Source organism: Paenibacillus sp. Marseille-Q7038 (assembly GCF_965111595.1).
Window position 1 is genome coordinate 3,056,950 of the sequence record NZ_CBCOOM010000001.1, and the last position, 19,523, is coordinate 3,076,472.

Below are 19,523 nucleotides of genomic sequence, written 5' to 3' on the forward strand. Positions count from 1 at the left end.
ACTCCTCTTTGTGTAGTCACTTCCTACTTCTGCCGTTCCTTATTTTTCTGAGAGCCAGCGAGCCGCATCTTTACCATAGTAAGTAATGATCATATCTGCACCTGCTCGTTTCATGCTCAGCAAAATCTCCATAGCCACTGATTTCTCATCAATCCATCCGTTCATTGCTGCTGCTTTCACCATCGCATATTCACCGCTTACGTTGTAAGCGACCAGCGGGAGATCAAACTGATCTTTGAGGGTTCGCATCACGTCTAAATAGGAAAGAGATGGTTTTACCATCAGCATATCTGCTCCTTCGAGAACATCACTTTCTGCTTCACGAAGTGCTTCACGTGCATTCGCTGGATCCATCTGATAGCCTTTACGATCCCCATACTGCGGAGCAGAGTCAGCTGCTTCACGGAAAGGTCCATAGAAACCGGAAGCATATTTTACTGAGTAGGACATAATGGGAATATTTTCATAACCAGCTGCATCTAAACCTTGACGAATTGCACCAACAAAACCATCCATCATGTTAGAAGGAGCAATAATATCCGCCCCTGCTTCCGCTTGGGATATCGCCGTTCTCACCAGTAGATCAAGCGATTCATCATTCAGAACATGTGCATGTACATGCCCATCTCTTTCATGAGTATGAATCATTCCGCAGTGTCCATGATCTGTAAACTCACACAAGCAAGTATCAGCAACAACCAGAAGGTCTGGATACCATGATTTGATCAGCCTTGTCGCTTCCTGGACAATTCCATCTTCGACGTAAGCAGATGAACCCACTGCATCTTTCGTTTCCGGAATTCCAAACAAAAGCACAGCCGGAATACCGAGTTCAGCAATCTCTTGTACTTCTTCTTTTAAAGTATCTAATGAAAAACGGTAGACACCAGGCATTGAAGAAATCTCCTGTTTCACTCCTGTTCCGTAAGTTACATAAATAGGTTGAATAAAATCACTCACATGAAGATGTGTTTCACGCACCATACTGCGAATTGCGGCCGTACTGCGCAAGCGACGAAGTCTAACATTTGGAAATCCCATAATTAATAATTCCCCTTTCTATCTTCCTTTTTATATCCTAATTATTTATCTTTTAGTTCGCACAAAGCATCCGTTAGACTGTCCATTGTAGCCTTATTTGATATGATGCTTACAGAAAGACCAGCCTTCTCTGCTTCTTGAGCAGTAACGGGACCGATACATACGACATGCACTTTATTAAGTAGCTCTACTGGATTGTCATTCCCCATTTTCTTAAGCAATGCAAGCAAGTGTGTTACGGTAGAAGAGCTTGTGAATGTAACAGCATATATTTTCCCTTTTTCCAGCAGCTGAATGACATCATCATCCCATTCATCGGGAATAACCGTCTCATAAATGTGTGCTACGCTAACTTCCAGTCCTTTTTCACGTAGTCGATCCGGCAGCCAAGACCGCGCAAGATTTCCACAAGGCAGGAGGACTTTCTGACCTGGCAACAATTCATCTCCAAAGGTATCCATTAATCCTTCTTGCTGGTAAGAGCCTTGCACTTCTTCTGCTATGATTCCTTTGCTTCGTAAAACTTCTCTTGTAGAAGGTCCAATAGCTACGATTCTAGCTTTTGATAATGCACGAATATCTAGGCCTAGCTCTTCAAGATGCTTAAAGAAGTATTCCACTCCGTTAACACTCGTAAAGAAAACCCAATCATACTCCGGCATGGAGGCGAGTGCGGTTTTGATCTGATCTCTTGTTTCTACTGAAGCGGGAGGCACTGTTTCAATCACAGGCAGCTCATAAGCTTCTCCGCCAAGTTCTTCAATTCGATCTACCAGATCAATCGCTTGTGTTCTAGCCCGTGTGACCAAGATCCGTTTACCGAATAAAGGCATGGATTCTACCCATTTGAGCCGTTCACGTTGTTTAACTACATCTCCTACTACGATCACACCGGGCGGACGGAATCCATACTGGGTTACTTTTGCTTCAATATCTTCCAGCGTTCCGATCAGTGTATCCTGTTCTGCCCATGTCCCCCAGCGAATAAGGGCTACAGGTGTATCCTTTGGTCTGCCATGATCAATGAGCTGCTTACTAATATATCCAATATTCGCAACACCCATCATAAACACCAGTGTTCCGGTTGCATTCGTTACTTTATCCCAATGGATCGCACGGTTCATTTTTTCCGGACTCTCATGTCCTGTAATAATCGAAATAGAAGAAGCGTAATCCCGGTGAGTTACTGGAATTCCAGCATAGGCAGGTACACTGATTGCAGAAGTTACCCCTGGTACAATCTCAAAAGGCACGTTATTCTGCTTCAATAACTCTGCTTCTTCACCCACTCTTCCAAAAATCGTAGGGTCTCCGCCTTTTAAACGAACAACCTTCTTTCCCGCTAGAGCCAAATCAACTAGAAGCTGATTAATATCTTCTTGTTTCATCGTATGTCGATTTGTCTTTTTGCCTACATAAATTTTTTCTGCTCCCGGTTTCATAATTCGAAGCAATCTAGGGCTCGCTAGCCGATCATATACGACAACATCTGCCTTTTGAATACATTCCCATCCCTTAACTGTAATGAGCTTTGCATTGCCCGGACCTGCCCCTACTAGATAAACTTTTCCTGTCATGGACATCATCCCCTTACATCTGCCAGTATCTTCTCTGCACCCATTTCAATTAATCGGCTGGCCACAGCCTTACCAAGCTGTTTTGGATCAGTACCTGTTAAGGTTTGTTTCAATACGGTTTGGCCATCCGGTGTTCCTACCATACCCGTGAGTTCAATTTGTTTGTCTTCCGAATTACTACCCGTAACCCATGTGGCATAAGCTCCAATAGGAACCTGGCAACCACCGTTCAGGACATGTAAAAACTCTCGTTCAGCAGCAACTGGTTTGGCTGTTACTTCATCATTATATAAAGAAAGAAGAGTAAGCAATTCCTTATCATCCTTACGGCATTCAATACCCAGTGCGCCTTGACCAACCGCTGGCAAACAAGTTTCAGGAGATAAATAGGAGGTAATTCGATCGCTCCATCCCATACGCGCAAGACCTGCTGCAGCTAAGATAATTGCTTCAAATCCTTCCGTCTCAAGTTTACGTAAACGAGAATCAATATTCCCGCGGATCCACTCAACATTGAGATCGGGTCGATAAGCCTTCAACTGACTGGCACGGCGCAGGCTGCTGGTGCCGATTTTTGCTCCCTGGGGAAGCTCATCAAGCGAAGCTCCATTTCGAGAAATTAAAGCATCTCTTGGATCTTCTCGTTTGGGTACCGCCCCCGTCGTAAGGGATTCAGGCAGTACCGAAGGCATATCTTTCATACTATGTACCGCCATATCAATCTCTTTGTTCATCATTGCCTGTTCAATTTCTTTGACAAACAGTCCTTTACCGCCTACTTTTGACAGCGTAACATTCAGAATCTGATCTCCTTTAGTGACAATTTTCTTCACTTCAAAATCAAATTCAAGTCCATGCTCTGAACTTATTTTCTTCAAATCCTCGATGACATGACCTGTCTGTGTCAATGCTAAAGCACTTTGTCTGCTTCCCACAATAATTGTACGCATCTTATTACCCCTCCCGATTGGCATTAAGCCACCTTACCATTTCTTCCTGTGACCATGGTCGAAACTGTTTTTTTCGTATTTGTGCTAAAATATCCATTTCAAGCACCCGATCAAGCAGGCATTTTCTATCTCTCCGATCTTCGACCTCAAGCTGAATAACTTCTCGAAATTGCTGTAAAAAATCAAGGTAAATCTCATATTCTTCCCCATAGTCGGCTCTCATCTGTTCCATAATTCGTTTCGATAATCCAGGGCTTGCGCCTGATGCAGAAACCGCAATGGTTAACTTCCCCCGGCGTACAGAGCTGGGTGTTATAAAATCACCGGTACTCGGAGCATCTGCACGGTTAACAAGAATATTTCTCTGCTGGGCTTCGGCAATGACTTGTTCGTTTACTTCTGGGCTATCCGTTGCCGCATATACAAGAAAAGCCCCTTCCAGGTCTCCCTGGAGATAGGGCTTCTTACGCCATTCGGCTTCACCCCGGTGAACCATGTGAAGAAGGTTTTTCGTCACTTCGGGGCTAATAATAGTGAGCAGCGCTCCTGAACCTGCAAGAGCCTCCATCTTTCGCTCTGCTACCTTACCTCCGCCGATAATAATGCACCTGCGCCCTGAACAATTCAACATAACGGGTACATAGTGATTCTCCATGCGTAATGTCTCACTCCCCTGTCCAGCGATGAAACATGGACCATGCGTTGCTCAAAAAACTAATAATAACAAAAGCATATCCAATCAAAATCCACCTTGCCATTACATGCTGAGGTGCATCAATATATCGTTTGGATACAAAATAACCAACATAGATACATAGCGCAATAAAAGTAGCGAGCACTTTCAGATCTAATAGGTACAACCACTGCTTCTCGGCAACGATCGACAAAATGGCGAGGATCACAGATATACCAAGAATGGGTGTCCCGATGAGGCTTGCTTTGTTCATATACGATTGCAGAATTTCAAGGCTTGGCACACGTCTCATGGAATCATTCCAACGTTTTAACTTCAGTCTGTAATGTAAAAAGAGATAAATCAATGCAAAAACTGCCGATACCGTCAGTGCTGCAAATCCAAGATTTGCAAGTGCAATATGCATTACGAGCATGCCATGTACGGTCTGCCAATTGAGTAGTGCATTCTCACTCGGAGCGAGCCAAAAGTCACTAAGCACCAAAGCGCTGAAACTGACTACATTCAGTAGAAATACAATGTATTCAGACCTCTGCCCCCTGCTTAATATGAATGAAATTAAAACGATACAAAATGAAAATAAGAAAATAAAATCGTACATGGAGTAGATGGGAACATACCCTTCATTCACCGTGTAGAACAGAAGATACAATAACTGCATTATCGATACAATAACAAGAAGCCCTGTGCCTATCCGCTTTGCACTCGTATTACGACGAATACAATCCGAGAAATAAAACAGAAGGCTCAGAGCGTAAATATAAATGATGAAACTGTGAATCGTATCATGAACCGTCACTTAGCTCTACACCTGCCTTACAGGCTCACAGGAACATAAGCGAGACGCGAAGATTCCTTTGCAGCTCCATGGTTCATTTCCACGGCAGGCTGTAAACTCCCTTGAGAAGGAGCAGTGTCCTGTTTCTTGTCATCAACCTCATCCTCGAGCCCGAACATTTTGGTAAACATCAATAAAGCGTCGTCTGCTTTTTTATCAGCAGCCATTTCTTTAATTTGGTTAATCGGCTCATGGGTTATTTGATTCAGCATACTTTTGGTAAGACGCCGAATGACTTTACGCTGTCTTTCATCTAGTTCCGGCAGCTTATTAAATAAACTTTCGAGTGTATCCTCGTGAACGGTTTTTGCTTTTTCTTGAAGGGCACGAATGACAGGCCGTACTCCCAGCGTTTTAAGCCACTGCTGAAAAGCCATCATTTCTTCTTCAATAAATGCATCAATTTTAGCGGCTTCCATACGGCGCATTTCAAGATTTGTCTCTACTACGCCTTCTAAATCATCAATATCATATAAGTAAACATTGGACATATCACTGATTGCAGGATCAATATCTCTTGGCACCGCAATATCAATCATAAAGAGCGGACGTGCTTTTCTCCGCTTCATGCTTTCTTTCATCATATCCAGAGAAATAACAAAGTCCTTGGCACCCGTAGAACTGATCAGAATGTCGACTTCATGTAATCTGGTAAATGCCTGTTCCATAGTACAAGCGGTCCCTTGGAATTTTTTCGCCAATTCTTCAGCACGTACAAAGGTCCGATTCGCAACAATAACTTCTTCCGCTCCATTTGCGTACAAATGTTGCACGGTAAGTTCGCTCATTTTTCCCGCACCAAGAATCATTACTTTTTTGTTCGAAAACGAACCAAATATCCGCTTGCCGAGTTCTACCGCTGCATAACTCACCGAAACGGCAGCTTCTCCAATGGATGTTTCTGAATGTGCCCTTTTACCAACCGTAATCGCATGTTTAAATAGTTCATTAAACCACGTACCTGTTGTTTTCTCTTGCTGTGCACACAAAAAAGCTTGTTTAACTTGCCCAAGAATCTGAGTTTCTCCAATAACCATAGAGTCAAGCCCGCTTGTCACACGAAACAGATGACGGATTGCCTGCTCATCTTCGTAGATATAAAGATGCTGGGTAAATTCTTCACGGGAAATCCCAAACCATTTCTCCATAAAACTACGAATAAAATAGCCGCACATATGAAGACGATCGACTACCACATACATTTCAGTCCGGTTGCATGTAGCTACAATGACGCCTTCCAATACACTATTTGTCTTTTTAAGCTGCTGGAGCGCAAGGGATAAGTCCTTCTCATCAAACGTAAAACGTTCCCTGACTTCTACAGGCGCTGTGCGATAATTCAATCCAACTGCGACGATGTGCATTGCAAGTTCACCTGCCTCTACGATTTCATTAAATTTGTAAATGATCTATATCACAATATGCTGTAAACAGCACATGATCTTGAGTACATAATGTAAACAATACTCAGTATAACATATGTATTTGCCCGGCTAAGTGCTTTTTATGACATGTTTATGAAATCCTCATTTTACAGGCAAAGCTTCCGCTTAATTTTACCGGCTCTTCATATCTTTATACAGTGACGGAGACACTCCACACTTTTCAAACCTCAAATTGTAATTATTCATCCGATTAAGTATACCAGAATTGTAAAATATCTACATATATAAAACAACCATGGATATTTATCCATGGTTGTCATTTTAATCAATATTATTAACTTTCCATCAAACAAGTTCGATTTGGTTCATTTCAGGTGTTTCGACCTTCATTTCACCCAAACCGCGAACCAATTTTTTGGCGTACGTTTTGTCTGGTTTCAGTACGGACACCAGGTAGTCAATGGCTAACTGCGGGTCTACCGTTTCTCCACAAGTGTAACAATCAATTGCGGCAAAACCTCTCTCAGGATACGTGTGAATCGAGAGATGGCTCTCTGACAGCAATACAAGTACTGTCGCTCCTTGAGGTTCAAATTGCTTGGATTGTACAGACAATACTGTAGCACCACAAGCCTCAGCTGCATCAATCATCTGTGCTTGCAAAAACTCCTCATTGTTCAGTAAATCAAAGTCGACTCCCCAAGTATCAACAGCAACGTGTCTTCCGAAAGTTGAATATTCCATCTTCCGGTTCCCCCTTCCTAGGAATAAAATGTTTGAAAAAATTTCATCCGCTAGGACCTACGTCATTCACTTCCCGAGGGAATAATCTCTCGCAACATCTCAATGTCCTGAGTGAATCCTGGTTCCTATATTCTTTTCAACGAGATTAAAAATAACATCTATCGGATGCAATTGCAATAGTTTTTTTACAAGCACTACAAATAAATACATCTGTTACTATGAAATAAATCATAATTCTTTCATCATCGGAATTGTGGGGATCTAAATCGGAGTTTTACTCCAAATCTACACCCTGCTTTTTCATAAAGAGTAGCTAACCAAAAAGGTAATTCATCCTTGTAAATGTACAAACAAAAAAACTCCATACCCCAGTAGGGTAAGGAGTTCTAGAAAATAAAATGCTAGGGTATTTCCTTAGGAAAATACTTATGCTTCTAAAGCGAATAAAGTAAACGTATGAGTGCGTAATTGCTCGTCAATCTTCGCAATTTCTTCTTGATTATAGGTTCTATTCCGTAAATCAAGCAGTTCGTTAACACTTCTTTTAACCTTTGTAATCTGTTGCTCGACATTTCTCATCCGGAATACATCTTCCATTTCTTGAAGTGTATTTTTGTATTGATATACCGTCTGGGATTGATTTTCTCTTACTTCAACAATTTTACGCACAGATCCTTTTGAATAAACATAAGACATTGTAAACCCAGCATATACCCGATTTACAATTCCTTCTCCTTTGAAGCAAAGGAATAACTTGCGCACCAAATTAGTTAAGTGTACATTTACCAAGCGGCAAGACAACTCACAGACATAAAACCCTTCTCTACGATCAAATGGAAAATGAACTTCCTCGCCTGCATGATCCTCTAGTACAATTTCCTGTCCTCCATTACCAAGAACTTTCACTCTTGAATGGACATGACCGTCTTCTGCCATCTGCAAGAACTGCTTCATTTGAGTTTCCGACAATTTCAAAGTGGCTTTAACATATTCTGTGGCTAACCGCTGAGCCATAAAAATCTCCCCAATTCTTTCCTGATCTATCTCAGGCCGGTGTTTTCACCGGAAATTTCGTAACAAGGCTTATGCCTGACTCTATTATACACTACCTTTTAAACCGTTCGCTCCTTCTCTAAACCATAAAAACTTACGCAAAAACCGTAAATAACCGGATAAACGCTTAAATTCTATAGCTCATAGGGAAGATGCTCACTTTCCTGCATTAAAAGTTCATGCTAACTCTGTCATCCTGCATTTTAGGCTTGTCACGCTTCGTGAGTTGAGGTTTCCTGGCCTTCTTCTATTTCATCCTGCTCTTCTTCCTCACCGAATGGATCATTAGTGAATGCATAGCGGGAAATAACTTCCCACAATTCATCTCTGCCAATACCTTCTTCTGAAGAAAAAGATACAAATGAATCATCTGGATGAATCTGAAGGGCTTCTTTTATAATTTTTGCATGTTTAGCGCGTTTTGTTTTTGGAATCTTGTCCATCTTTGTAGTTACGATGCAAACAGGAAGACCATGATGTTTGAGCCAATCATACATCATAATATCGTCCTTGGTTGGTGCATGACGCATATCGATCATCTGCATCACAAGTTTCAGTTCTGAACGCTCCAGCAAGTATTTCTCCATCATTTGTCCAAATAATGCCCGCTGTGTTTTCGAAACTTTAGCATACCCATAACCCGGGAAATCGACAAAATAAAGCTGATCATTAATACGATAATAGTTCAGTTGTTGTGTTTTACCTGGTGTCGAACTCGTTCGTGCCAGGTTTTTTCGATTAATCATTCGATTAATCAGTGATGATTTCCCCACATTGGAACGCCCTGCCAGAGCAATCTCCGGCAAGGCATCCTCAGGATATTGACTGGGGCTTACAGCACTAATAATAAATTCCGATTTTGTTACTTTCATAGTTGATAATTGTCCTCTCTAATGCACTCCTGCTTGTTCTACAAGAGCATGCTGCAGTACTTGATCCATATGAGCAACAGGAATGAATTCGATATCTTCTCGAACACTGTCCGGAATATCTCTTAAATCACGTTCGTTGTCCTTAGGTAATAAAATTTTCTTGTATCCAGCTCGGTGAGCTGCCAGTGATTTTTCCTTCAGCCCCCCGATCGGAAGCACTCGACCTCGTAGCGTGATTTCACCCGTCATCGCTACGTGTTTAGACACATAACGATTCGTGAGGGCTGAAATAAGCGCAGTTGCCATCGTGATCCCTGCTGAAGGACCATCTTTAGGAATGGCACCTTCCGGTATATGAATATGAATATCATTTTTCTCATGGAAGTCTGGGTCAATTCCAAGTTCAACCGCCTTGGAACGAGTATAGCTGAATGCTGCTTGTGCAGATTCTTTCATCACGTCTCCAAGTTTTCCGGTCAGGGTTAACTTGCCGGTACCTGGAACAACGGTCACTTCAATCACCAAAGTTTCGCCGCCAACCTCAGTCCATGCAAGACCTGTCACTGTACCGATCTGATCTTCAAGATCTGCTACACCATATCTAAATTTACCCGGACCAAGATAATCTTTAATCTCTTCCGGTGTAATGATGATACTTCCTTCATATCCTGTCACAATTTTCTTGGCTGCTTTACGGCAGAGGGATGCCATCTGCTGTTCCAAGTTCCGCACACCGGATTCTCTTGTGTATTCACGAATAACTTTCAGCAGTGTATCTTCACCAACTTGGAGCTGCTCCTCCGTAAGACCATGTTCTCGAATCTGTTTAGGCAACAAATAACGATTTGCGATTTGCAGCTTCTCTAGTTCCGTATAACCTGGAATATTCAAGAGTTCCATACGATCAAGAAGCGGTCTAGGAATACTGTGTATCGTATTGGCAGTTGTCACAAACATGACGTTCGACAGGTCAAAAGGCAGTTCAACAAAATGGTCACTAAATGTGTTGTTCTGTTCCGGATCCAACACTTCAAGAAGCGCTGATGACGGATCACCACGGAAGTCAGAAGCCATTTTATCAATCTCATCAAGTAAGAAGACAGGGTTTAGTGAACCTGCTGTTTTCATACCTTGAATGATTCTCCCCGGCATTGCGCCTACGTAGGTTCGGCGATGACCGCGAATTTCTGCCTCATCTCGAACTCCGCCAAGTGAGATGCGTACAAATTCCCGTCCAAGTGACTTCGCTATGGAACGGGCCAGTGATGTTTTCCCTACCCCAGGAGGTCCTACAAGACAGAGAATCGGGCCTTTGAGCTTCTTAACCAGCTTCTGAACTGCTAAGTACTCAAGCACTCTCTCCTTCGGTTTCTCCAGGCCATAGTGATCTGCATCAAGCACTTCTTCGGCAGCCTGAATATCAAGATCATCTTCCGTCGAGCGGCTCCAAGGCAAAGCGAGCAACCAATCAACATAATTTCGAATAACGCCGCCTTCTGCAGAGCTTGCCGGCATTTTCTCAAGACGATCAATTTCTTTGTCTACCTTCTCTTGAACCTTCTCGGGCAGATTAAGAGCAGCCGCTTGGTTGCGCAGTTCTTCCACTTCACCTGCACGGCCTTCTTTTTCTCCAAGTTCCTTTTGAATGGCTTTCATTTGCTCACGCAGATAATATTCCTTCTGCGTTTTTTCCATCTGTTTTTTCACACGCTGGCTGATCTTACGTTCAAGCTCCAAAACTTCCCGCTCATTATTAAGAATATCGAGAAGTTTCTCAAGTCTTTGCTTCACGTTAATCGTTTCCAGAATTTCTTGTTTATCCTTAATCTTAAGTGAAAGATGACTGGTTATTACATCCGCAAGACGCCCAGGTTCTTCAATATCAGACACCGCTGCGAGTGTCTCCGGGGTAATCTTTTTAGACAGATTTATATAATTTTCGAACTGGTTCAGCAACGTTCTCATTAGAGCATCCGTCTCCGGATGGTTCGTTTCTTCTTCTGGAAGCTCCACTGCCAGTACTTCATAAAAATCAACATTATCTGTATACTCGGTAATTTCCGCGCGTTCCAATCCTTCTACAAGGACCCGAATCGTCCCATTCGGAAGCTTCAGCATCTGTCTGACCTTTGCCACTGTCCCGATCCGGAAGATGTCTTCTCTTGTAGGTTCTTCAATATTTACTTCAGATTGGGAACACAGGAGGATTAAATGTTCTTCTACCATCGCTTTTTCCAAAGCCTTAACTGATTTCTCCCTGCCTACATCGAGATGAAGTACCATACTCGGGTAAACAAGAAGTCCTCTCAAAGGCAGTAAAGGAAAACGACGACCTTTGGCTTTGCTCGGTCCCATCGCTTTCACACCTCCAATGGCTCTCAAGTTGTTATCATTCATTATTTTATCAAATGTTCACATAAAAAACCAATGAAGGGACAAGCATTACATGCTTTCGGTACTATTCAGTTTACCGTTCCGATTATGATCGGCATGGAGAACAGATGGAGAAGAAGGTGGAAAGAGTTCTGTAGGAGGAGAAACGACCTCTTCCACTACTATTTTTTCTGACTCTCCAAATACATGCTGGAACACTTCTTCAGCCGTCTCAACCGGAATCACACGTAAGCCTTCCAAGTTATCAAAAATGGATTGCCAATTCTCAGCGGGAATGATTACTTTTTTGGCTCCTGCCTGAAATGCTGCTTCCACCTTAGCCAAAACGCCGCCAATTGGTTTCACTTTTCCGTGAATACTTATTTCTCCTGTCATGGCCAGCTCATGATCTACAGGAATTCCCCGAATTGCTGAAACAATCGCCGTCGCCATCGCAATCCCAGCGGAAGGTCCATCAATCGGCGTTCCTCCCGGGAAATTAATGTGAAGATCATAATTGGATGGTTCATACCCCATAGCACGAAGAACAGTCAGAACATTCTCTACAGAACCTTTTGCCATGCTTTTGCGGCGCAGTGTTCTAGACCCTCCGCCAATCTCTTCTTCCTCTACGACACCCGTAATGTTATAGGTGCCCTTGCCTTTTGATACAGGTACAGCAGAAACTTCAATTTCAAGCAGTGCTCCCATATTGGGACCATACACAGCAAGTCCGTTAACAAAACCGATTTGTGGACGACTTGGTATTTTACGATCAGGTCTTGGCTGAATTTGACTACTGCTCGCTACCCACTCTAAATCAGAGGCCTGTAGTTCATCCCGATTCTCGGTCAGGGCAAGTCCGGCAGCAAGCTGTACAATGTTTACTGCTTCCCGGCCATTCGTCGCGTACTTTTTAACAACTTCTACCGCTTCGGGATTCGCTGAAAACCCGATTTTGGATATGGCATCTTCCGCAATTTGTCCAATCTCTTCTGGTAATAGCGCGCGGAAAAAGATTTCCATACAGCGAGAACGCAGTGCTGGCGGAATTTCATGTGGAGATCTTGTCGTTGCACCCACAAGACGAAAATCTGCTGGCAATCCATTTTGGAAAATATCATGGATATAAGCAGGAGTATGCGTATCTTCGGAATTGTAGTACGCACTTTCCAAAATCACTTTGCGATCCTCGAGTACTTTGAGCAGCTTGTTCATCTGAGTCGTATGAAGTTCACCAATTTCGTCCACAAATAAAATCCCACCATGTGCTTTGGTAACGGCTCCCGGTTTCGGCTGAGGAATACCAGCTACCCCCATTGCACCCGCTCCTTGGTATATCGGATCATGGACGGATCCAATGAGAGGATCTGCAATTCCCCGTTCATCAAAACGTGCTGTGGTCGCATCAATCTCGGTAAATTTGGCATCTGCCTTAAAAGGAGAAGCCGGGTTCTTTTTCGCTTCCTCTAAAATGACCCTGGCTGCCGCTGTCTTCCCTACTCCCGGCGGACCGTAAACAATCACATGTTGGGGATTACCACTGCAGAGAGCGGCCTTCATGGCCCGCAGACCATCTTTTTGGCCCACAATATCCTCAAGTTTTGCAGGTCGTGTCTTTTCAGCAAGTGGTTTCGTCAGTGAGATGGCTCTCAGCTTCCGTAGTTTATCCAATTCTTTGCGAGATTCTTTTTCTACCGCACTTCGATTATTTTTTTGCGAGCGCAGCATATTCCAAAAATATAACCCAATTACAACTCCAAAAAATAAATTGACCAACATAATGATAATCGTTATTTCATTTCCCATATTGAAGCCCTCCTGTTCAATCTTTCTTTCACATATTTTTGCCACGTAAAAAGTTCGATACTTGGTAGTATAGCCTTTTCCCCTTGTGGTAAACGTAAAATACGGATGAAGTGGGAGAGAAAAACAAAAAAAGCCAACTTTCGCGAGTGGAAAGCTGACTTATCTTATATAGATAATAAATATTAGTGCTTACGACCAGGGATGACCCCTGTTTCTTCATAGGCAACCACAATTTTATCAATTTCTTTTTTTAATTCATTAACCATCTCAGCCTCAGGTACTTTACGAATCATCTCTCCATAACGGAATAACAATCCTTCTCCCCGAGCACCGGCAATACCGATATCTGCTTCTCTTGCTTCCCCTGGACCATTAACAGCACAGCCGAGTACAGATACTTTAATCGGCACTTTAATCTGTGAGATGTACTCTTCCACTTCATTCGCAATGGAGAATAGATCAATATCAAGACGTCCACAAGTCGGGCAAGAAATGAGCGTAGCTGCATTCGAGATCAGACCAAACGCTTTAAGCAGTTCTCTTGCTACCTTTATTTCTTCTACCGGATCGGCACTTAGTGAAATACGCATCGTTGAACCAATGCCGAGTGAAAGAAGTGCTCCCATACCCGCTGAACTTTTAATCGTTCCCGAGAATAAGGTGCCCGCTTCTGTAATCCCAAGATGAAGTGGATAAGGAATAACCTGAGCTGCTTTGGTATAAGCTTCAATCGCCATGGGTACGTCAGAAGCTTTCAGGGATACGATAATATCATGAAAATCCAGCTCTTCTAGAATACCTATGTGATAAAGTGCGCTTTCTACCATCGCATCTGCTGTTGGATAACCGTACTTTTCGAGCAAATGGTTCTCAAGAGAACCGGCATTAACTCCAATACGAATCGGGATACCTTTTGCTTTACAAGCTTCCACTACTGCTTCTACTTTTTCACGGCGACCGATGTTACCTGGATTAATACGAACTTTATCAATCCCATTCTCTATCGCCTTTAAAGCCAGCTTGTAGTTAAAGTGAATATCCGCTACCAGTGGGATATGAATCCGTTTTTTAATCTCTTTAATCGCATCTGCTGCTTCGTCATTATTTACCGTTACGCGAACGATCTGACAACCTGCTTCTTCCAGACGCAAGATTTCAGCAACGGTTGCTTCTACATCGGCAGTTTTTGTTGTACACATACTTTGTATAATTACTTCGTTGCTTCCGCCGATGGTAATATCTCCAACTTTTACGGGACGTGTATCTTGTCTCAGAAACATGATGGCTTTCTCTCCCCATAACGTCAAATCTCCACCAGCAAGAGGACTGGAATATCCAGTAATAAGCCCCTGTACCAGTGGAGTATGACTAATTTATTTAAACTAGATAAGTGGGATCAGCCTAGATCACGCACTTTCTTCCTGTTTTTTATCTTTTGCATCTCCACTGCGTAATTCAGGTGTTGTTTTTTCTTCAACAACCTGTTGTGTAATTACGCATTTGGTTACATCTTCACGAGATGGCACTTCATACATTACATCAAGCAATAAGCCTTCGATAATGGCACGAAGTCCACGAGCTCCTGTATTCCGTTTGATCGCTTCACGAGCAATGGCCTCAAGTGCTCCTGGTTCAAACTCAAGAGATACATTATCGAGTTCAAGCATTTTCGTGTACTGTTTAACCAGTGCGTTCTTCGGCTCAGACAGGATGCGAACAAGTGTGTCTTCATCAAGCGGCTCCAAAGTAGAGATAACCGGCAAACGTCCTACAAATTCCGGAATCAAACCGAACTTGAGCAAATCTTCTGGAAGAACCATGCCAAGATATTCTCCTGGTTTCAAGTCCTTCTGCTCTGTTGCTGAGTTAAATCCGATTACTTTTTTACCGATACGACGTTTAATCATTTGCTCCAGACCATCAAAGGCACCGCCGCAAACGAATAAAATATTTGTTGTATCGATCTGGATAAACTCTTGATGTGGATGCTTACGTCCACCTTGCGGCGGTACGGAAGCGACAGTTCCCTCCAAAATTTTGAGGAGAGCTTGCTGCACACCTTCACCAGAAACGTCACGTGTAATCGAAGGATTCTCCGATTTACGTGCAACTTTATCAATTTCATCAATATAAATGATGCCGCGTTCTGCTTTTTCTACATCATAATCCGCTGCTTGGATCAACTTGAGAAGAATATTCTCAACGTCTTCACCAACATACCCTGCTTCCGTCAAAGACGTAGCATCTGCAATTGCAAACGGTACATTCAGAATTTTTGCCATCGTTTGAGCAAGTAAAGTCTTACCAGAACCCGTTGGTCCTAGAAGCAAGATATTACTTTTCGACATTTCCACGTCGTCAATTTTGCTCTGCGTATTAATACGTTTGTAGTGATTATAAACCGCTACAGACAATGATTTCTTAGCTTGATCTTGACCAATTACATATTGATCGAGAATATCACGAATCTCTTTTGGTTTCGGAATATCCTTCAGATCAATCTCTTCATCATGACCGAGTTCTTCTTCCACGATCTCCGCGCAAAGCTCGATACACTCATCACATATATACACCCCTGGTCCCGCCACTAACTTGCGGACTTGTTCCTGGGATTTACCGCAGAAAGAACATTTCAATTGTCCTTTCTCATCGTTAAATTTAAACATATAACCACCCCTTTAAGAATTGATCGGTTTGGTGAGTACTTGGTCAATGATACGGTACTCTAAAGCTTCTTCCGCACTCATGAAATAGTCACGGTCCGTATCACGCTCGATTTTATCAAGGGGTTGACCTGTACGCTCCACGTAAATCTGATTCAGTTTCTGACGAGTCTTAATAATCCAGTCAGCATGAATCTGAATATCGGATGCCTGACCTTGGACTCCGCCCAGCGGTTGATGTATCATTACTTCACTGTTTTCAAGTGCATATCGCTTACCAGGAGCACCTGCTGTTAATAGCAGAGAACCCATGCTGGCAGCCATACCTACGCAGATCGTGGATACGTCTGGCTTGATAAACTGCATCGTATCATATATACCCAACCCTGCTGTAACAGAACCACCAGGTGAATTGATATATAAACTGATATCTTTTTCTGGATCTTCTGCAGCCAGGAAAAGAAGCTGGGCGATTACAAGATTCGCCACATCATCATCTATTGCACCGCTGAGAAAGATAATCCGATCTTTCAGCAGTCTAGAGTAAATATCGTATGAACGTTCTCCGCGATTCGTTTGTTCAACAACCATAGGTACGAGACTCATGTGTAAACCTCTTTTCCATAATAGAATCTTTACCGCACAAGTCAGGGAAAACATAAGAATCTGTAAACATTTTTACAGTACATCTTATTTTAACATGTTCCCTGTTTCATGTCATATAGATCCGCTTTCTCAGATGAAGCAATAATAAGAAAGCTTGATCATATTTAACCATTTTTTTTATGTATGTGCAAATGCGCCTTCCGGCATATAGAGTAAAGACCTATATATTAAGTATATGGAAGGTTATAAAAATTATCACGCATATTAATTAATATCCATCTAATAATAAAAGTTACTATAAAATGGATATTACTTAGAAAAAATAAGGCACGTAAAAAACATTACGTGCCTTATCTGATATACGTGATTTGCATTTTGCATAAATCCATTTCTATTTTAAGGTCCTGGATTTATACTACATGCCATATGTGAGTGATTATTCAGCCGCTTCTTCTTTAGCTTCTTCAGCTGGAGCATCTACCTCTTTGCTGTTTGCCAAAAGGAAGTCGATTGTTTTACGAAGCAATACTTCTTCTTTCAAGCTATCGAGAGAACCATTGCTTTCAAGAATTTGACGAATCTCGTCAACAGAGCGTTTGAAAGAAGCAGCCATGTTGTTCAGCTCTTCGTTTACATCTTCTTCTGTTACTTCAAGATTCTCTTTTTTACCGATTGCTTCAAGAACCAAGTTGTTACGAACGCGTTTTTCGGCATCAGTTTTCATTTGGTTTTGAAGATCTGCTTCTGTTTGACCAGAGAAGCTCATGAACATTTCAAGGTTCATACCTTGTTGACGAAGACGGTTGTCAAAGTCACGCATCATGTTGCTAACTTCGCTGTTGATCATTCCTTGTGGAATTTCAACATTTGCATTTTCAGCCGCTTTTTCAACTACGATATTTTCTTGAGTTGCTTTTGCTTCTTCTTCTTTGCGGGAAGCAAGTTGTTTTTTCAGATCTTCTTTGTACTCAGCAAGTGTGTCAAATTCACTAACATCTTTAGCGAATTCATCGTCAAGTGCAGGAAGTTCTTTACGTTTGATTTCGTGTACTTTCACTTTGAATACCGCTTTTTTACCAGCAAGTTCTGCTGCATGGTATTCTTCAGGGAATGTCACTTCAACGTCTTTGTTGTCGCCTGTTGCAAGACCAATTACTTGCTCTTCGAAACCAGGGATGAATGTGTTGGATCCAAGTTCAAGGGATTGACGCTCAGCAGTTCCGCCTTCGAAAAGTTCACCATCAACAGAACCTTCGTAGTCGATAACAACAACATCACCAGATGCAGCTTGTCCTTCTTCCACTACTACAAGTTCAGCATGACGCTGTTGCAGACGCTCTAGTTCAGCAGCCAGTTCTTCTTCAGAAACTTCAGTGCTTACTTTAGGAACTTCAAGTCCTTTGTACTCGCCAAGTTCAACTTCAGGTTTAACTACAACTTTTGCTTTAAACTTGAATGTTTGACCTTTAGCAAATTGATCAACATCCACTTCTGGTTGCTCTACAGGGAAGATTTCTGTTTGGTCAACAGCTTCCGTGTATACTTCTGGAAGAAGGATGTCAATTGCATCCTGGTACAAGCTCTCTACGCCAAAACGAGCTTCGAAGATTGAACGTGGTACTTTACCTTTACGGAATCCAGGTACATTTATTTTTTTAACGACTTTATTAAAAGCCTTGTCGAGAGCAGCAGCTACACGATCTGCTTCTACTTCAACTTCAAGAACCCCAAGGTTCTTCTCTATTTTTTCCCAAGTTGCTTTCATTTATGCTTTCCCCTCCAAATTTCACGTGTTAACCATTGTCAAGCGCGTACAAAATAACCATTTTAGTATAAACAACATTAAATGCAATTTCAAGGGTAAACCCTTGCAAACACAGCAGGAAAAGTTTTATAACCTATTTTGTGCCCAGTCCTCCTGAAACAAATTGCTTAATTGAGCGATACGCCTGTTCAAATCGGAACCTAACCTCGCTCGTGATCCCATACAGGGTGCGAATCTCTTCTTCATTATGCGAACCTCCCAAACTCTCAGCCACCGCTGCATGAAGTGCAGCAGCCCACATATCGAGCATGGATTCATCGCCTTCCAGCATAGAGCGGTAATCACTTGTTCCAAAAACGGCCATGATATATTGCGACCAAAGCTCCTGAGCGAAATAAAACAAAGTGGGCTCGTGAACTTCCGTCTGATCTGCGACACGTTCTAGAATCCGAAGAACAGCGTGCGGGAAGTCTTCTGGTTTCAGAGGTACTGTCTCTATTTCAACTTCGACCTTCTCTGTTCCTCTTTGTAGAGTAACCTGAAAGTCAGCCCCTCTTTTCCGCAGGGTTTGAAGCACTCTAAACTGAAGTAATGGATGTAATCTGCTTTGTTCAATCCACTCTTTAAGTGATTCATCGACGCTCGGTACGTCTACATATGCTAGCTGGTCAAGCGCAAGCATGGTTTGTTCACTCAGCGGCTCATCCTTCAAAATACGCAGCAATTTATTCGCATAATCTCCGTCTTCAGCCAGCTTATTTTTCGCGTTTTGACGTGCTAAATCCTCTTCACTTTCAATTTCATCCTCTTCTTCAGGAACCGAATTATTGTCATCAGCACTTATATATTGAGGAAAGGCTGCCTGTAACCATTCAAGCAACGCTGCCCACTCTTCATAGTTTTTCTGATCCTGTCCCTGGCACTGAAGCAGAAATTCAAGCAAATTCATCGCTTCCGCATAGCGTTCATTTTCCAGCATAACGGTGAGCTGTATCTGATAAAAGTCTAGTGTCTTAGGAAACAATACAATATTTTTATCTGTAGTGTGTGAACTTGTATCTTTAATTAAGATTACCTCCTCTCTACCCGGAAGCTTAAAGCGACTCGTTGATTATATAGAAACCCGTAGTCTATGTATAGCACTAATATATTA

Annotated in this window: 16 protein-coding genes; all 16 read right to left on the bottom strand. The window is 42.4% G+C overall.

All coding sequences use genetic code 11. The features are described 5' to 3' along the window. Positions 1–39 precede the first annotated feature (39 nt). Positions 40–1,041: a porphobilinogen synthase gene (gene hemB, locus ACWPWY_RS14500; RefSeq protein ID WP_454192311.1), complete on the bottom strand. Its 1,002-nt coding sequence runs from the start codon at positions 1,039–1,041 to the stop codon at positions 40–42. 41 nt (positions 1,042–1,082) lie between these two features. Beyond that, entirely contained in the window at positions 1,083–2,618 is a 1,536-nt protein-coding gene (cobA, locus tag ACWPWY_RS14505; RefSeq protein WP_454192312.1) for a uroporphyrinogen-III C-methyltransferase, read from the bottom strand. 5 nt (positions 2,619–2,623) lie between these two features. Next, positions 2,624–3,568: a hydroxymethylbilane synthase gene (gene hemC, locus ACWPWY_RS14510; RefSeq protein WP_454192313.1), complete on the bottom strand. Its 945-nt coding sequence runs from the start codon at positions 3,566–3,568 to the stop codon at positions 2,624–2,626. A gap of 4 nt (positions 3,569–3,572) precedes the next feature. Then, positions 3,573–4,223 carry a precorrin-2 dehydrogenase/sirohydrochlorin ferrochelatase family protein gene (locus ACWPWY_RS14515; protein WP_454192314.1) on the bottom strand — a complete coding sequence of 217 codons (651 nt, stop codon included), beginning with the start codon at positions 4,221–4,223 and terminating at the stop codon, positions 3,573–3,575. A gap of 10 nt (positions 4,224–4,233) precedes the next feature. Beyond that, positions 4,234–5,061 (bottom strand): cytochrome c biogenesis protein CcsA, encoded by an 828-nt coding sequence (gene ccsA / locus ACWPWY_RS14520; RefSeq protein ID WP_454192315.1) that lies wholly within the window; start codon positions 5,059–5,061, stop codon positions 4,234–4,236. 17 nt (positions 5,062–5,078) lie between these two features. After that, positions 5,079–6,464: a glutamyl-tRNA reductase gene (hemA, locus tag ACWPWY_RS14525; RefSeq protein ID WP_454192316.1), complete on the bottom strand. Its 1,386-nt coding sequence runs from the start codon at positions 6,462–6,464 to the stop codon at positions 5,079–5,081. Positions 6,465–6,830: 366 nt separating this feature from the next. Continuing rightward, positions 6,831–7,229 carry an adenosylmethionine decarboxylase gene (gene speD, locus ACWPWY_RS14530; RefSeq protein WP_454192317.1) on the bottom strand — a complete coding sequence of 133 codons (399 nt, stop codon included), beginning with the start codon at positions 7,227–7,229 and terminating at the stop codon, positions 6,831–6,833. 426 nt (positions 7,230–7,655) lie between these two features. Beyond that, positions 7,656–8,243 carry a non-ribosomal peptide synthetase module gene (locus ACWPWY_RS14535; protein WP_454192318.1) on the bottom strand — a complete coding sequence of 196 codons (588 nt, stop codon included), beginning with the start codon at positions 8,241–8,243 and terminating at the stop codon, positions 7,656–7,658. 251 nt (positions 8,244–8,494) lie between these two features. Then, the gene (yihA, locus tag ACWPWY_RS14540; protein ID WP_454192319.1) at positions 8,495–9,154 is read right to left on the bottom strand and encodes a ribosome biogenesis GTP-binding protein YihA/YsxC; all 660 of its coding nucleotides are present in this window, start codon (positions 9,152–9,154) and stop codon (positions 8,495–8,497) included. A gap of 18 nt (positions 9,155–9,172) precedes the next feature. Then, complete coding sequence (gene lon, locus ACWPWY_RS14545; protein ID WP_454192320.1) at positions 9,173–11,509, bottom strand: endopeptidase La; 2,337 nt, start codon at positions 11,507–11,509, stop codon at positions 9,173–9,175. Between the two features lie 87 nt (positions 11,510–11,596). Continuing rightward, entirely contained in the window at positions 11,597–13,336 is a 1,740-nt protein-coding gene (gene lonB / locus ACWPWY_RS14550; protein WP_454192321.1) for an ATP-dependent protease LonB, read from the bottom strand. A gap of 182 nt (positions 13,337–13,518) precedes the next feature. Next, positions 13,519–14,616 (bottom strand): flavodoxin-dependent (E)-4-hydroxy-3-methylbut-2-enyl-diphosphate synthase, encoded by a 1,098-nt coding sequence (ispG, locus tag ACWPWY_RS14555; protein ID WP_213535201.1) that lies wholly within the window; start codon positions 14,614–14,616, stop codon positions 13,519–13,521. Positions 14,617–14,742: 126 nt separating this feature from the next. Further along, complete coding sequence (gene clpX / locus ACWPWY_RS14560; RefSeq protein ID WP_454192322.1) at positions 14,743–16,002, bottom strand: ATP-dependent protease ATP-binding subunit ClpX; 1,260 nt, start codon at positions 16,000–16,002, stop codon at positions 14,743–14,745. A gap of 12 nt (positions 16,003–16,014) precedes the next feature. Further along, positions 16,015–16,605, bottom strand: a complete 591-nt coding sequence (gene clpP, locus ACWPWY_RS14565) for an ATP-dependent Clp endopeptidase proteolytic subunit ClpP (protein ID WP_191802208.1) — start codon at positions 16,603–16,605, stop codon at positions 16,015–16,017. Positions 16,606–17,041: 436 nt separating this feature from the next. Continuing rightward, positions 17,042–18,370: a trigger factor gene (gene tig / locus ACWPWY_RS14570; protein ID WP_454192323.1), complete on the bottom strand. Its 1,329-nt coding sequence runs from the start codon at positions 18,368–18,370 to the stop codon at positions 17,042–17,044. A gap of 133 nt (positions 18,371–18,503) precedes the next feature. Further along, positions 18,504–19,442, bottom strand: coding sequence for a hypothetical protein (locus ACWPWY_RS14575; protein WP_454192892.1), 939 nt, complete (start codon positions 19,440–19,442; stop codon positions 18,504–18,506). Between the last annotated feature and the right edge of the window lie 81 nt (positions 19,443–19,523).